The sequence below is a fragment of the Ruegeria sp. BHSC026 genome (genome assembly GCF_059613065.1).
The window spans coordinates 34,954-48,584 of the sequence record NZ_JBXWRV010000008.1; the positions used below are offsets into that span (position 1 = coordinate 34,954).

Here is a 13,631-nt window from a genome sequence, read left to right on the forward strand (position 1 = left end):
TGGCTTACCCCGCTTGCAAAGCTGATATCGCCTCTGCTTTTGCCAGAATTTCGCGGGCAGTTACAACGTGCAGATTTTCCACGATCTTACCATCGACCACGGCAACGCCCTGCCCCTTGGCCTCGACCTCTTCGAAAGCGGCGATCTGACGGCGGGCTAGGTCGATCTCAGCCTCGGAGGGGGCGAAGGCGGTGTTGGCGGCCTCGACCTGCGCGGGATGGATCAGGGTCTTGCCGTCGAAACCCATGTCGCGGCCCTGCGCGCATTCGACGGCCAGCCCCTCGGTATCCTTGAAGGCGTTGTAGACACCATCGACGATCACCAGCCCCTCGGCCTTGGCGGCCAGCAGGCACAGGCCCAGCGAGGTCATCAGCGGCAGGCGGTCGGGGCGGAATCGGGTCTGAAGCTCTTTGGCCAGATCGTTGGTGCCCATGACAAAGCCCGCCATCAGCGGGTGGGCCGCGATCTCGGCCGCGTTCAGCATGCCGCGCGGGGTTTCCATCATCGCCCAGATCGGCAGGTCGCCGGTGATTGCGGCCAGCGCATCGACATCGGCGGCCGAGTTGACCTTGGGCAGCAGCACCACGTCGGCATCCATCTCGCGCACGGCCTCGGCATCGGCGCGGCCCCAAGGGGTGTCCAGACCGTTGATTCGCACGATCTTGACGCGCGGGTCATAGCCGCCCGTCGCCAGCGCGGCCTTGAGCGTTTCGCGTGCGTTCTCTTTTTCATCGGCGGCAACCGCGTCTTCCAGGTCGAAGATGATGGCATCGACCGGCAGCGAGCGCGCCTTGTCGAGCGCCCGTTCCTTGGAGCCGGGAATGTAGAGAACGGATCGGTAGGGGCGCTGGCGCGGATCCATGGGAACCTCTCGTTGAAATAAAGTTGCGCAGAATGGGGCATTTTTTGCCGTAAACTTCAAGGCCAAAATCGCCGCATTGCAGCATGCGACGCAACGCCCGGTGGTTTTACCGCAATTGCAGAGGGTTCCGGCAGCCTTGGTCCAGTCAACAGGCACAGGGGGCCGGAAATGAATCAGCGGTTGTTTCAGATGACGATGGGGCTAGGAATCATGGTGCTGGCGGCGCAGCAGGTACAGGCGCAAACGTCGAACTGTGCGCCACGACCGGACGTGCTGCAGCGGTTGGCAGAGACCTATGGCGAGACCCGGCGCGGTATCGGCATGGCGCGGCAGGGTGCGGCTATGGAGGTCTTTGCCTCGGACGAAACCGGCACTTGGACGATCACCGTGACACTGCCCAACGGGCTGACCTGCCTGGTGGCCGCGGGCGAGGCCTATGAGACGCTGGCCGATGCCCTGCCTCCGAACACATGACAGTCAGATCAGCGCGTCCCAGATCAGCTTTGACCCGGTCAGGGTCAGCAGAACATAGGCGATGCCGAAGAACAGCCGCTCGGACATCATCCAATGGGCGCGCACGCCCAGCCAGGCGCCGAGGATGGCGAAAGGGGTCAGCAGCAGGTCGGCCCAAGCGGTCTGCAGGGTGAACATGCCCAGATAGGCATAGGGGACGAACTTGGCGATGTTGATGACCCAGAAGACCAGCACGGTGGTGGCCTGGAACTCGGTCTTCGTCAGGCGCTGTGACAGCAGATAGACGGCGGCGGGCGGGCCGCCGGCGTGGCTGACGAAGCTTGTGAAGCCGGCGACCAGCCCCGCGAACAGCCCGGCCGGAGGCGGCAGGCGGTTGGCGAAGCCGCGCACCCAGCCGCGGGTCTGCGCCACATGCCAGACAACGAAGCCCACCGAAATGCCCCCGATCAGCAGGCGCAGCAGGTCTTCATCGGTCGCCCGGTACAGCAGCGCGCCCAGCGCCACGCCCGGCACCGCGCCCAGCATCAGCAGACGCGCGTCGGGCCAGTTCCACCGTTTCCAGTAGGGGCGCAGGGTGGCCAGGTCGATCACCATCAGGATCGGCAACATTAGCGCCAGCGCCTGCCCCGGATCAAGGATCAACGCCAGAATCGACGACGACGCAAAGGCCACGCCCGAGCCGAAGCCGCCCTTGGAAATGCCTGCAAAGATCACGGCCGGGATCGCCACGGCAAAAAACATCAGGTTCAATTCGACCATGCGGCGGCCTCGAAACGGCTTGTCCTGTGGGTGGTTTAGCGCAACCGGCCCGGGGCAGGCAAACGGTATGCGGTCGCATGCCGCGCCGCAGAACCCTTGCGCAACGGCGTTTTAGCGACTAGCAAAACCGCGATTTCAAAACCGACCGGAGACAATCCAAATGGCCAGACCCAAGATCGCGCTGATCGGCGCAGGTCAGATCGGGGGCACGCTTGCCCACCTCGCAGCAATGAAGGAACTGGGGGATGTCGTTCTGTTCGACATCGCCGAGGGCATCCCGGAAGGCAAGGCGCTGGACATCGCCGAATCCGGCCCGTCCGAGGGCTTTGACGCCAAGCTGAAGGGCACCCAGTCCTATGAGGACATCGCAGGCGCAGACGTCTGCATCGTGACCGCCGGCGTGCCGCGTAAGCCGGGCATGAGCCGTGACGACCTGCTGGGCATCAACCTGAAGGTGATGAAGTCGGTCGGTGAAGGCATCGCCGCCCACGCCCCCGACGCCTTCGTCATCTGCATCACCAACCCGCTGGACGCGATGGTCTGGGCGCTGCGCGAATTCTCGGGCCTGCCCCACAACAAGGTCTGCGGCATGGCCGGCGTGCTGGACTCGGCCCGCTTCCGCCACTTCCTGGCCGAAGAATTCGACGTGTCGATGAAGGACGTCACCGCCTTTGTTCTGGGCGGCCATGGCGACACGATGGTTCCTTCGGTGCGCTATTCGACCGTTGCCGGCATCCCGCTGCCCGACTTGGTCAAGATGGGCTGGACCACGCAGGAGAAGCTGGACGCCATCGTCCAGCGCACCCGTGACGGCGGCGCCGAGATCGTCGGCCTGCTGAAGACCGGCTCGGCCTATTACGCGCCCGCCACCTCGGCGATCGAAATGGCCGAAGCCTATCTGAAAGACCAAAAGCGCGTTCTGCCCTGCGCGGCCTATTGCGATGGCGAGTTGGGCGTGAAGGGCATGTATGTAGGCGTGCCTACCGTAATCGGCGCCGGCGGCATCGAGCGGATCGTGAACATCCAGTTGAACGCGGAAGAACAGGACATGTTCGACAAGTCGGTCAACGCCGTGAAGGGTCTGGTTGAGGCCTGCAAAGGCATCGACAGCTCGCTGGCGTAACACCCGGCTCGGGTCACCGGGGCTCCGGTGGCCTCGTCAAACAATCGATCGTCGCCCCGCTGGTGCCCACCGGCGGGGCGTTTCGATTGACAGGACGGTCAGCGAAACATCCCAAGCCATCGCGCCACCAGCAACAGCACCCCTCCCAGGGCCACCAGCAGCAAACAAACAACCCAGAATGCGTCCGGGTCTTGGGCCCCGGGGATGCCGCCGACGTTGATCCCCAGCACGCCAGCCACCAGACCCAGGGGCAGAAATACGGCGCTGACAACTGACAATACCAGCATACGGTTGTTCATGCGTTCGGCACGTTCATCCATCAGCTGGTCGTGAATGATCTGAACCCGCTCGCGCACGGCCGCCAGATCTTCGCCAATGCGGTAGATGCGCTCCGAGGCTTCGCGCAATCTCGACCGGTCATAGGGCTGCAGCCAGGGCAAATCTTCGATCTCGAGCGTCGTCAACGCATCGCGCTGTGGCACCAGGTATCGCCGCAGAACGATAGATGACCTGCGGATCGCCGCGAGTTCGGCCCGGGAAATCTCGGCGTCCGGCTCCAACAGCAACTCCTCGAGGTCATCCACGCGTTCGTTCAGATCGGTGATGGCGGGCTCGGCCCGGTCGGCCAGCCGCAAGGCCAACCGCGCGACGAAGTCACCTGGCGATCGCGGTGCCTGCCCACGATCGATTGCCGCCAGCATGTCCGCAACCGCATCCAGTGGGCGGCGCCAGACACCGATGATCTTTGTTTCCGTCAGCCACAGTCGGACCGAGATCATGTCCTCGGGCGGCTGCCCCTCCAGCAGGTTCACGCCCCGCAGGTTCAGGATAACGCCTCCGCCATGCACGGTGCAGCGGGGTCGTGTTTCGCCGGCCATCAGCGCATCTATCACGAACTCATCCAGCCCGGCGGCGCGGAGCAGCGCAACCGTGCCTTCTCCCTCAAGACGCAAGTGCTGCCAGGCAAACTGCTCTTCCGGACCGCGGGGTGACCAAGCGGGAAAGCCATCGGCATCCAGCAGCCGCGCATTGCCAGATCCATCGAAGATCATGGTCATCGTGTCGGGAAGGGAAGGAGTGGTCACTGTCATCCGCTCAGTCATTTCTTATTCGACCCAAGTATCTTGACGGATCAAGACAGGTCCAGACAGGTTAGCGGCCAAGCGCGCCGGCGCCAAGTCATTCGAATTCGGCGAGGCCCGATACTCCACCGCGATCCGAGCCAGTACTGTTGGCGCAAACGGCTTAGAAGGCGGCTCTTGAATGTATTTTTGCGACAGATTCTCGGCGGGTCGAATCAACATCAACCAACTCATCTTTTGTGATCACACCCCAAAAAGCCGTGATCACAAAAACGGAAAATCCTCGGCAAAAACCTTCTTCCGGTAAGAAAACCCTTTAATTTTGCCCGTTGGACACCCCTATAACGATCCAATCGTAGTCAGACGGGACAGTTTCGATGAACATTCACGAATATCAGGCCAAGGCCCTTCTTCGCAGCTATGGCGCGCCGGTTTCGGACGGTCGCGCGGTACTGCGTGCGGAAGAGGCGAAAACCGCAGCCGGTGAACTGGACGGCCCGCTTTGGGTGGTCAAGGCGCAGATCCATGCCGGGGGCCGCGGCAAGGGTCACTTCAAGGAACCCGACGCCGGCGACAAGGGCGGCGTGCGTCTGACCAAATCGGTAGAGGAAGCCGCCGAAGAAGCCAAGAAGATGCTGGGCCGCACGCTGGTCACGCACCAGACCGGCCCCGAAGGTAAGCAGGTCAACCGCGTGTATATCGAGGCCGGATCGGGCATCGAGCGCGAGCTGTACCTGGCCCTGCTGGTCGATCGCCAGACCAGCCGCATCTCGTTCGTGTGCTCGACCGAAGGCGGCATGGACATCGAGGAAGTGGCCGCCGCGACGCCCGAGAAAATCCTGTCCTTCTCGGTTGACCCGGCCACCGGCTATCAGCCGTTCCACGGCCGCCGCATCGCTTTCTCGCTGGGTCTGGAAGGCGCGCAGGTCAAGCAATGCGTGCGCCTGATGGGCATCCTCTACAAAGCCTTCGTCGAGAAGGACATGGAGATGCTGGAAATCAATCCGCTGATCGTGGCCGAGGGCGGCGACCTCAAGGTGCTGGACGCCAAGCTGAGCTTTGACGGCAACGCGATCTATCGCCACCCCGACATCGCCGAACTGCGCGACACCACCGAGGAAGACCCCAAGGAGTTGGAAGCCAGCAAATACGACCTGAACTACATCGCGCTGGATGGCGAGATCGGCTGCATGGTCAACGGCGCGGGCCTGGCCATGGCCACGATGGACATCATCAAGCTTTACGGAGCCGAGCCGGCCAACTTCCTGGACGTGGGCGGCGGCGCCACCAAAGAGAAAGTGACCGAGGCGTTCAAGATCATCACCAGCGACCCGAATGTCAAAGGCATCCTGGTCAACATCTTCGGCGGCATCATGCGCTGCGACGTCATCGCCGAAGGCGTCGTCGCCGCGGTGAAAGAGGTGGGCCTGAAGGTTCCGCTGGTGGTGCGTCTGGAAGGCACCAATGTCGAGAAGGGCAAGGAGATCATCAACAGCTCGGGCCTGGACGTGATCGCCGCAGACAACCTGGACGACGCCGCGCAGAAGATCGTGAAGGCGGTCAAGGGCTGAACCCGTTAACGCAGGGCGGGTCACGGCCCGCCATTCCGATGAATGCTGGCGGGTCGGACCCCGCCGAAAACAGGAGAACGCCAAATGGCAGTCCTCATCGACGAAAAAACCAAAGTGATCTGTCAGGGCTTTACCGGCTCGCAGGGCACGTTCCACTCTGAACAGGCCATCGCCTATGGCACCAAGATGGTCGGCGGTGTGACGCCGGGCAAAGGCGGCATGACCCATCTGGGCCTGCCCGTGTTCAACTCGGTCCACGAGGCCAAGCACCAGACCGAGGCCAACGCCACCGTGATCTACGTGCCGCCGCCCTTTGCCGCGGATTCGATCCTCGAGGCGATCGACGCCGAGATGGAAGTGATCGTCTGCATCACCGAAGGCATTCCGGTGCTGGACATGATGAAGGTGAAGCGCGCGCTGGAAGGCAGCAAATCGCGCCTGATCGGCCCGAACTGCCCCGGTGTCATCACGCCCGACGCCTGCAAGATCGGCATCATGCCCGGCCACATCCACAAGCGTGGCTCGGTCGGCGTCGTGTCGCGTTCCGGCACGCTGACCTACGAGGCGGTCAAGCAGACCACCGATGTGGGTCTGGGACAGTCCACCTGCGTGGGCATCGGCGGCGACCCGATCAAGGGCACCGAGCATATCGACGTGCTGGAGTGGTTCCTGGCCGATGACGAGACCGAGTCGATCATCATGATCGGCGAGATCGGCGGCTCGGCCGAGGAAGAAGCCGCGCAGTTCCTGGCGGATGAGGCCAAGAAAGGCCGCAAGAAGCCGGTCGCCGGGTTCATCGCTGGCCGCACGGCGCCTCCGGGCCGCCGCATGGGTCACGCGGGCGCCATCGTCGCCGGCGGCAAGGGCGGTGCCGAAGACAAGATCGAAGCCATGCGCAGCGCCGGCATCGTCGTGGCCGAAAGCCCCGCCAAGCTGGGCGAGGCCGTGCTGGAAGCGATCGGCAAGTAACCTGCCGGCCCGACTTGCGGGCCGGCCCCAGCGGAGCGAAACACATGACCTTCACCGAAGCCGTCAGAACGTGTTTCTCCAAGTATTTCACCTTCTCGGGGCGGGCCTCTCGCCCCGAGTATTGGTATTTTTTGCTGTTCATCGTGATCTGGAACGCGATCGCCGCAGTCATCGACTGGCAGTTCTTCACCCAGGTTTCGACCATCCAGACCGAGGCCGGAACCTCGGTCACCGCGGTATCCAGCCAGCCGGTTCAGACGATTGTCGGCCTGATCGTGTTTTTCCCGCATCTGGCCGTGGCCTGGCGGCGGATGCACGATACCGGGCGCAGTGGGCTTTATGCCCTGCTACCGGTCCTTCTGATCCTTGGGGCTGCGGCCGTTCTGGTCTTTGGCATCGGCCTCGCCTCGAGCTTCCAGCATGGCGGAAACCTCGACATCCTGTTTACCCGCGCCACGCTGCTGATCGTGATCCCGACGCTGCTGGTTCTTTTCGTGTCGCCCCTGCTGGTGCTGTGGTGGCTGTCCCGCCCCAGCCAGCCGGGCACCAACAAATACGGTCCCAACCCATATGAGGTAGCCCAATGACCGAACACTCGCCCAATTCCGCCTTCCATGCCTCGAGCTTCATGCAGGGGCACAATGCCGAGTATCTGGAGCAGCTTTACGCCCAGTACACCAAGGACCCCGGCGCCATCGACGCGGCCTGGGCCGAGTTCTTCCGGCAGATGGGAGACGCAGCACCCGACGTCCAGAAAGAGGCGCAGGGCCCCTCCTGGGCGCGCCCCGACTGGCCGCCGATGCCCAATGATGACCTGACCGGCGCCCTGACCGGCGAATGGGCCGAGACCGATGCCAAGGCGGCCGGCGACAAGATCAAGGAAAAGGCCGCCAAGGCGGGCGTCGAGGTCAGCGACGAGCAGGTCAAGCGCGCGGTGCTGGACTCGATCCGCGCCCTGATGCTGATCCGGGCCTACCGCATCCGCGGGCACCTGGTTGCCGATCTCGACCCGCTCGGCATGCGCTCGACCGAGCCCCACCCCGAGCTGGACCCCAAGACCTATGGCTTCACAGACGCCGACATGGACCGGCCGATCTTCATCGACAACGTGCTGGGTCTGCAAGTCGCCAGCATGCGCCAGATCGTCGAGATCGTGAAGCGCACCTATTGCGGCACCTTCGCACTGCAGTACATGCATATTTCCGACCCGGAACAGGCCGCCTGGCTGAAGGAACGGATCGAGGGTTACGGCAAGGAAATCGCCTTTACCAAGGAAGGCCGCAAGGCGATCCTGAACAAGATGGTCGAGGCCGAAGGCTTCGAGAAGTTCCTGCACGTGAAATACATGGGCACCAAGCGGTTCGGCCTGGACGGGGGCGAGGCGCTGATCCCGGCGATGGAGCAGATCATCAAGCGCGGTGGCGCGCTGGGTCTGAAGGAAATCGTCATCGGCATGCCGCACCGCGGCCGTCTGAACATTCTGGCCAACGTGATGGGCAAGCCTTACCGCGCCATCTTCAACGAATTCCAGGGCGGCAGCTTCAAGCCCGAGGACGTGGACGGCTCGGGCGACGTGAAATACCACCTGGGCGCCTCGAGCGACCGCGAGTTCGACGGCAACACCGTGCACCTGTCGCTGACGGCGAACCCCTCGCACCTGGAGGCGGTAAACCCGGTTGTTCTGGGCAAGGTCCGCGCCAAGCAGGACCAGCACGGCGACACCGAGCGCACCCAGGTCATGGGCGTTCTGCTGCACGGAGACGCGGCCTTTGCCGGTCAGGGCGTGGTGGCCGAGGGCTTTGGCCTGTCGGGTCTGCGCGGCCACCGCACCGGCGGCACCATGCATATCGTGGTGAACAACCAGATCGGCTTTACCACCGCGCCGCATTTCTCGCGTTCGAGCCCCTATCCGACCGACATCGCGCTGATGGTCGAGGCCCCGATCTTCCACGTCAACGGCGACGACCCCGAGGCGGTGGTGCATGCGGCCAAGGTGGCGACCGAGTTCCGGCAGAAGTTCCACAAGGACGTGGTCATCGACATGTTCTGCTATCGCCGGTTCGGTCACAACGAGGGCGACGAGCCCATGTTCACCAACCCGATCATGTACAAGAAGATCAAGACCCACAAGACCACGCTGTCGCTGTACACCGAGCGGCTGGTCAAGGACGGACTGATCCCCGAGGGCGAGATCGAGGACATGAAGGCCGCGTTCCAGGCGCATCTGAACGACGAGTTCGAGGCCGCCAAGGAATACAAGCCCAACAAGGCCGACTGGCTGGACGGGCGCTGGTCGCATCTGGACAAGAACAAGGAAGAATATGTCCGCGGCGAAACCGCGATTTCGCCCGACACCCTGGCCGAGGTCGGCAAGGCGCTGGTGAAGGTGCCCGAAGGCTTTGCCCTGCACAAGACGGTGGGCCGCCTGCTGGAACACAAGAAGCAGATGTTCGAAACCGGTCAGGGCTTTGACTGGGCCACCGGCGAGGCGCTGGCCTTCGGGTCGCTGCTGACCGAGGGCTACCCGGTGCGCCTGTCGGGGCAGGACGCCACCCGCGGCACCTTCAGCCAGCGCCATTCGGGCTTCATCAACCAGGAAACCGAAGAGCGCTACTATCCCCTGAACCACATCCGCTCCGGACAGGCCCAGTACGAGGTAATCGACTCGATGCTGTCGGAATACGCGGTTCTGGGCTTCGAATACGGCTATTCGCTGGCCGAGCCCAACGCGCTGGTTCTGTGGGAGGCCCAGTTCGGCGATTTCGCCAATGGCGCGCAGATCATGTTCGACCAGTTCATCAGCTCGGGCGAAAGCAAATGGCTGCGCATGTCCGGCCTTGTCTGCCTGCTGCCGCACGGGTTCGAGGGGCAAGGCCCCGAGCACTCGTCGGCGCGACTGGAGCGGTTCCTGCAGATGTGCGGCCAGGACAACTGGATCGTGGCCAACTGCACCACGCCCGCGAACTATTTCCACATCCTGCGCCGTCAGCTGCACCGCACCTTCCGCAAGCCGCTGATCCTGATGACGCCGAAATCGCTGCTGCGCCACAAGCTGGCCATCAGCAATGCCGAGGACTTCACCACCGGGTCCAGCTTCCACCGGGTGCTGTGGGACGACGCGCAAAAGGGCAATTCGGACACGCAACTGGTGCCCGACGACAAGATCAAGCGCGTGGTGATGTGTTCGGGCAAGGTCTACTACGACCTGCTCGAGGAGCGCGACGCGCGCGGGATCGACGACATCTATCTGCTGCGGATCGAGCAATACTATCCGTTCCCGGCCCATTCGCTGATCAACGAGCTTGAGCGGTTCAAACAGGCCGAGATGGTCTGGTGCCAGGAAGAGCCCAAGAACCAGGGCGCCTGGAGCTTCATCGAACCCAACATCGAATGGGTCCTGACCCGGATCGGCGCCAAGCATACCCGGCCCAGCTATGTGGGCCGCGCCACCTCGGCCTCGCCCGCGACGGGTCTGGCCAGCCAACACAAAGCCCAACAAGAGGCGCTCGTGAACGAAGCGCTGAGCATTGAAGGATAAGAAACGATGACGATTGAAGTTCGTGTTCCAACGCTTGGCGAGTCGGTGACCGAAGCCACCGTTGCGACCTGGTTCAAGAAGCCCGGCGACACCGTGGCGGTCGATGAAATGCTGTGCGAGCTCGAGACCGACAAGGTCACGGTCGAGGTACCCTCGCCCGCCGCCGGCGTGCTGGGCGAGATCGTCGCGGCCGAAGGCGAGACCGTGGGTGTCGATGCCCTGCTGGCCACGATCCAGGCCGGCGAGGGTGCCGCCCCCGCCCCGGCCAAGGCCGAAACCGCCCCGGCGGCTGCCCCTGCGGCCTCGGGCGGCAGCGTCGACGTGATGGTGCCCACGCTGGGTGAATCGGTGACCGAAGCCACTGTTTCGACCTGGTTCAAGAAGGTCGGCGACACCGTCGCGCAGGACGAGATGCTGTGCGAGCTGGAGACCGACAAGGTCTCGGTCGAGGTTCCCGCCCCCGCAGCCGGCGTTCTGGCCGAGATCCTGGCCCCCGAAGGCGCAACCGTCGAGGCCAACGGCAAACTGGCCGTGATCTCGGGCGCTGAAGCAGGCGCCGCGCCCGCTGCTCCGGCCGCGGCCGCCCCGGCCCCCGCAGCAGCCGCCACCGGCAAGGACGTGGCCAATGCGCCGTCGGCCGAAAAGGCCATGGCCGAGGCCGGCCTGTCGGCCGATCAGGTCACCGGCACCGGCCGCGATGGCCGCATCATGAAGGAAGACGTGGCCCGCGCCGTGGCCACCGCCGCCGCCCCTGCCGCGGCCGCCCCGGCACCGGCCGCCGCCCCGCGCGCGCCCGTGGCCGCCGAGGACGCCGCGCGCGAGGAACGCGTGCGCATGACACGCCTGCGCCAGACCATCGCCAAGCGTCTGAAGGACGCGCAGAACACCGCCGCGATCCTGACCACCTACAACGAGGTGGACATGACCGAGGTGATGGCCATCCGCAACCAGTACAAGGACCAGTTCGAGAAGAAGCACGGCGTGCGCCTGGGCTTCATGTCCTTCTTCACCAAGGCCTGCTGCCACGCTTTGAAAGAAGTGCCCGAGGTCAATGCCGAGATCGACGGCAATGACATCGTCTACAAGAACTACGTCCACATGGGCGTGGCCGCCGGCACCCCGCAGGGTCTGGTGGTTCCGGTGATCCGCGACGCCGACCGGATGTCCTTCGCCGAGATCGAGAAGGCCATCGCCGAGAAGGGCAAGCGCGCCCGCGAAGGCAAGCTGAGCATGGCCGAGATGCAGGGCGGCACCTTCACCATCTCCAACGGTGGCGTCTATGGCTCGCTGATGTCCTCGCCGATCCTGAACCCCCCGCAGTCGGGCATCCTAGGCATGCACAAGATCCAGGAACGCCCGATGGTCATCAATGGCGAGATCAAGATCCGCCCCATGATGTATCTGGCCCTGTCCTATGACCACCGGATCGTCGATGGCAAGGGCGCGGTCACCTTCTTGGTGCGCGTGAAAGAGGCGCTGGAAGATCCGCGCCGTCTGCTGATGGACCTGTAATCGCATGGCAACGCATGTTCTATGGCAGGCCGACGTGGCCGATTTCGACGCCTGGCTGAAGGTGTTCCGCGAGGATCAGCCCATGCGCAAGGCGGCCGGGATCGTCGACCTGCATGTGTGGAAAGACCCCGATCAGCGTGACCACGCGGTGGCGCTGTTCGCAGTCGCCGACCTGGACAAGGCCCGGGCGTTCTTCGACTCGGAAGAACTGGCCATGCATCACGAACGCGGTGGCGTGGCACATATCCAGGTCAAGCTGCTGACACCGGTCTAGGCCGAAACACCGGCGGCCCGCACTTCGGGTCGCCGTTCAAAATACACTCCGCGGATTTGGGAGAACAAAATGGCTAACTATGACGTCATCGTAATCGGCGCCGGTCCCGGCGGCTATGTCTGCGCCATCCGCTGCGCGCAGCTGGGCCTGAAAACCGCCGTCGTCGAAGGGCGCGAGACGCTGGGCGGCACCTGTCTGAACGTGGGCTGCATCCCCTCGAAGGCGCTGTTGCATGCCAGCCACCAACTGCACGAGGCCGAGCACAACTTTGCCAAGATGGGCCTCAAGGGCAAAAGCCCCTCGGTCGACTGGAAACAGATGCAGGCCTACAAGCAGGACGTGATCGACACCAACACCAAAGGTGTCGAGTTCCTGTTCAAGAAGAACAAGATCGACTGGCTCAAGGGCTGGGGCTCGATCCCTGCGCCCGGCAAGGTCAAGGTTGGTGACGACGTGCACGAGGCTAAGAACATCATCATCGCCACCGGGTCCGAGGCGGCCTCGCTGCCCGGCGTCGAGGTGGACGAGAAGGTCGTTGTAACCTCGACCGGCGCGCTGGAGCTGGGCAAGATCCCGAAAAAGCTGGTGGTGATCGGCGCAGGCGTGATCGGGCTGGAACTGGGCTCGGTCTACCAGCGTCTGGGCGCCGAGGTGACGGTGATCGAATACCTCGACGTCATCACCCCAGGCATGGACCCCGAGGTGCAGAAGACCTTCCAGCGCATCCTGAAAAAGCAGGGCCTGAACTTCGTCATGGGCGCCGCGGTGCAAAAGACCGAGGCGACCAAGACCAAGGCCAAGGTGACCTACAAGCTGCGCAAGGATGACAGCGAGCACGTGATCGAGGCCGACACCGTTCTGGTCGCCACCGGGCGCAAGCCGTTCCATGACGGTCTGGGGCTGGATGCGCTGGGGGTCGAGCTGACCCCGCGCGGCCAGATCAAGGTGGGCAAGGACTGGCAGACCAACGTGCCGGGCATCTACGCCATCGGCGACGTGATCGAAGGCCCGATGCTGGCTCACAAGGCCGAGGACGAAGGCATGGCCGCCGCCGAAGTGGTCGCGGGCAAGCATGGCCATGTGAATTATGGCGTCATTCCGGGCGTGATCTACACCTGGCCCGAGGTTGCCAATGTCGGCGAGACCGAAGCCACCCTCAAGGAGCAGGGCCGCGCCTACAAGGTCGGCAAGTTCAGCTTCATGGGCAATGGCCGCGCCAAGGCGAATTTTGCCGCCGACGGGTTCGTCAAGATCCTGGCCGACAAGGAGACCGACCGTATCCTGGGCTGCCACATCATCGGCCCCGGTGCGGGCGATCTGATCCACGAGGTCTGCGTGGCGATGGAATTCGGCGCCTCGGCCGAGGATCTGGCCCTGACCTGCCACGCGCACCCGACCTATTCCGAGGCCGTGCGCGAGGCCGCGCTGGCTTGCGGAGACGGTCCGATCCACGCCTGATGAGTTCGG

General features: G+C 63.8%; 12 protein-coding genes. 9 read left to right on the forward strand and 3 right to left on the reverse strand.

The window, feature by feature from the left end:
* Positions 1-4 precede the first annotated feature (4 nt).
* Positions 5-862, reverse strand: coding sequence for an HpcH/HpaI aldolase/citrate lyase family protein (locus AC2FME_RS11665; RefSeq protein ID WP_496683213.1), 858 nt, complete (start codon positions 860-862; stop codon positions 5-7).
* A 168-nt stretch (positions 863-1,030) separates the two neighbouring features.
* On the opposite strand from AC2FME_RS11665, the gene AC2FME_RS11670 reads away from it, so the two are divergent.
* Positions 1,031-1,336 carry a hypothetical protein gene (locus AC2FME_RS11670; RefSeq protein ID WP_496800511.1) on the forward strand — a complete coding sequence of 102 codons (306 nt, stop codon included), beginning with the start codon at positions 1,031-1,033 and terminating at the stop codon, positions 1,334-1,336.
* A 3-nt stretch (positions 1,337-1,339) separates the two neighbouring features.
* Here AC2FME_RS11670 and AC2FME_RS11675 read toward each other — a convergent pair whose 3' ends face one another.
* Positions 1,340-2,095, reverse strand: coding sequence for a sulfite exporter TauE/SafE family protein (locus tag AC2FME_RS11675; RefSeq protein ID WP_496800512.1), 756 nt, complete (start codon positions 2,093-2,095; stop codon positions 1,340-1,342).
* A gap of 160 nt (positions 2,096-2,255) precedes the next feature.
* Between AC2FME_RS11675 and mdh the strand changes: the two genes are divergently transcribed.
* Complete coding sequence (gene mdh, locus AC2FME_RS11680; protein ID WP_496683221.1) at positions 2,256-3,218, forward strand: malate dehydrogenase; 963 nt, start codon at positions 2,256-2,258, stop codon at positions 3,216-3,218.
* Positions 3,219-3,316: 98 nt separating this feature from the next.
* On the opposite strand, the gene AC2FME_RS11685 is transcribed toward mdh, so the two are convergent.
* On the reverse strand, positions 3,317-4,309 hold the full coding sequence (locus AC2FME_RS11685; protein ID WP_496800513.1) for a zinc transporter ZntB: 993 nt from the start codon (positions 4,307-4,309) through the stop codon (positions 3,317-3,319).
* 368 nt (positions 4,310-4,677) lie between these two features.
* On the opposite strand from AC2FME_RS11685, the gene sucC reads away from it, so the two are divergent.
* The 7 genes from sucC to lpdA all read left to right on the forward strand — a co-directional run bounded on the left by sucC (position 4,678) and on the right by lpdA (position 13,622).
* Entirely contained in the window at positions 4,678-5,871 is a 1,194-nt protein-coding gene (gene sucC, locus AC2FME_RS11690; protein WP_005978933.1) for an ADP-forming succinate--CoA ligase subunit beta, read from the forward strand.
* Positions 5,872-5,955: 84 nt separating this feature from the next.
* Positions 5,956-6,840, forward strand: a complete 885-nt coding sequence (sucD, locus tag AC2FME_RS11695) for a succinate--CoA ligase subunit alpha (RefSeq protein ID WP_496800514.1) — start codon at positions 5,956-5,958, stop codon at positions 6,838-6,840.
* 44 nt (positions 6,841-6,884) lie between these two features.
* Complete coding sequence (locus AC2FME_RS11700; protein ID WP_496683231.1) at positions 6,885-7,427, forward strand: DUF805 domain-containing protein; 543 nt, start codon at positions 6,885-6,887, stop codon at positions 7,425-7,427.
* Complete coding sequence (locus AC2FME_RS11705) at positions 7,424-10,378, forward strand: 2-oxoglutarate dehydrogenase E1 component (RefSeq protein WP_496683233.1); 2,955 nt, start codon at positions 7,424-7,426, stop codon at positions 10,376-10,378. Before AC2FME_RS11700 ends, AC2FME_RS11705 begins: the two co-directional genes overlap by 4 nt.
* Positions 10,379-10,384: 6 nt before the next feature.
* On the forward strand, positions 10,385-11,890 hold the full coding sequence (odhB, locus tag AC2FME_RS11710; RefSeq protein ID WP_496800515.1) for a 2-oxoglutarate dehydrogenase complex dihydrolipoyllysine-residue succinyltransferase: 1,506 nt from the start codon (positions 10,385-10,387) through the stop codon (positions 11,888-11,890).
* A gap of 4 nt (positions 11,891-11,894) precedes the next feature.
* Positions 11,895-12,164, forward strand: coding sequence for a hypothetical protein (locus AC2FME_RS11715; protein WP_496711656.1), 270 nt, complete (start codon positions 11,895-11,897; stop codon positions 12,162-12,164).
* A gap of 69 nt (positions 12,165-12,233) precedes the next feature.
* The gene (gene lpdA / locus AC2FME_RS11720) at positions 12,234-13,622 is read left to right on the forward strand and encodes a dihydrolipoyl dehydrogenase (RefSeq protein ID WP_496688049.1); all 1,389 of its coding nucleotides are present in this window, start codon (positions 12,234-12,236) and stop codon (positions 13,620-13,622) included.
* Positions 13,623-13,631: the final 9 nt, after the last annotated feature.

Excerpts from the sequence above, each read along its gene's own strand:
- AC2FME_RS11675 (WP_496800512.1), bottom strand. The coding sequence starts at position 2,095 with ATGGTCGAATTGAACCTGATGTTTTTTGCCGTGGCGATCCCGGCCGTG.
- AC2FME_RS11665 (WP_496683213.1), bottom strand. The coding sequence starts at position 862 with ATGGATCCGCGCCAGCGCCCCTACCGATCCGTTCTCTACATTCCCGGC.
- AC2FME_RS11670 (WP_496800511.1), top strand. The coding sequence starts at position 1,031 with ATGAATCAGCGGTTGTTTCAGATGACGATGGGGCTAGGAATCATGGTG.
- AC2FME_RS11700 (WP_496683231.1), top strand. The coding sequence starts at position 6,885 with ATGACCTTCACCGAAGCCGTCAGAACGTGTTTCTCCAAGTATTTCACC.
- odhB (WP_496800515.1), top strand. The coding sequence starts at position 10,385 with ATGACGATTGAAGTTCGTGTTCCAACGCTTGGCGAGTCGGTGACCGAA.
- sucD (WP_496800514.1), top strand. The coding sequence starts at position 5,956 with ATGGCAGTCCTCATCGACGAAAAAACCAAAGTGATCTGTCAGGGCTTT.
- AC2FME_RS11715 (WP_496711656.1), top strand. The coding sequence starts at position 11,895 with ATGGCAACGCATGTTCTATGGCAGGCCGACGTGGCCGATTTCGACGCC.
- AC2FME_RS11685 (WP_496800513.1), bottom strand. The coding sequence starts at position 4,309 with ATGACAGTGACCACTCCTTCCCTTCCCGACACGATGACCATGATCTTC.
- sucC (WP_005978933.1), top strand. The coding sequence starts at position 4,678 with ATGAACATTCACGAATATCAGGCCAAGGCCCTTCTTCGCAGCTATGGC.
- lpdA (WP_496688049.1), top strand. The coding sequence starts at position 12,234 with ATGGCTAACTATGACGTCATCGTAATCGGCGCCGGTCCCGGCGGCTAT.
- mdh (WP_496683221.1), top strand. The coding sequence starts at position 2,256 with ATGGCCAGACCCAAGATCGCGCTGATCGGCGCAGGTCAGATCGGGGGC.
- AC2FME_RS11705 (WP_496683233.1), top strand. The coding sequence starts at position 7,424 with ATGACCGAACACTCGCCCAATTCCGCCTTCCATGCCTCGAGCTTCATG.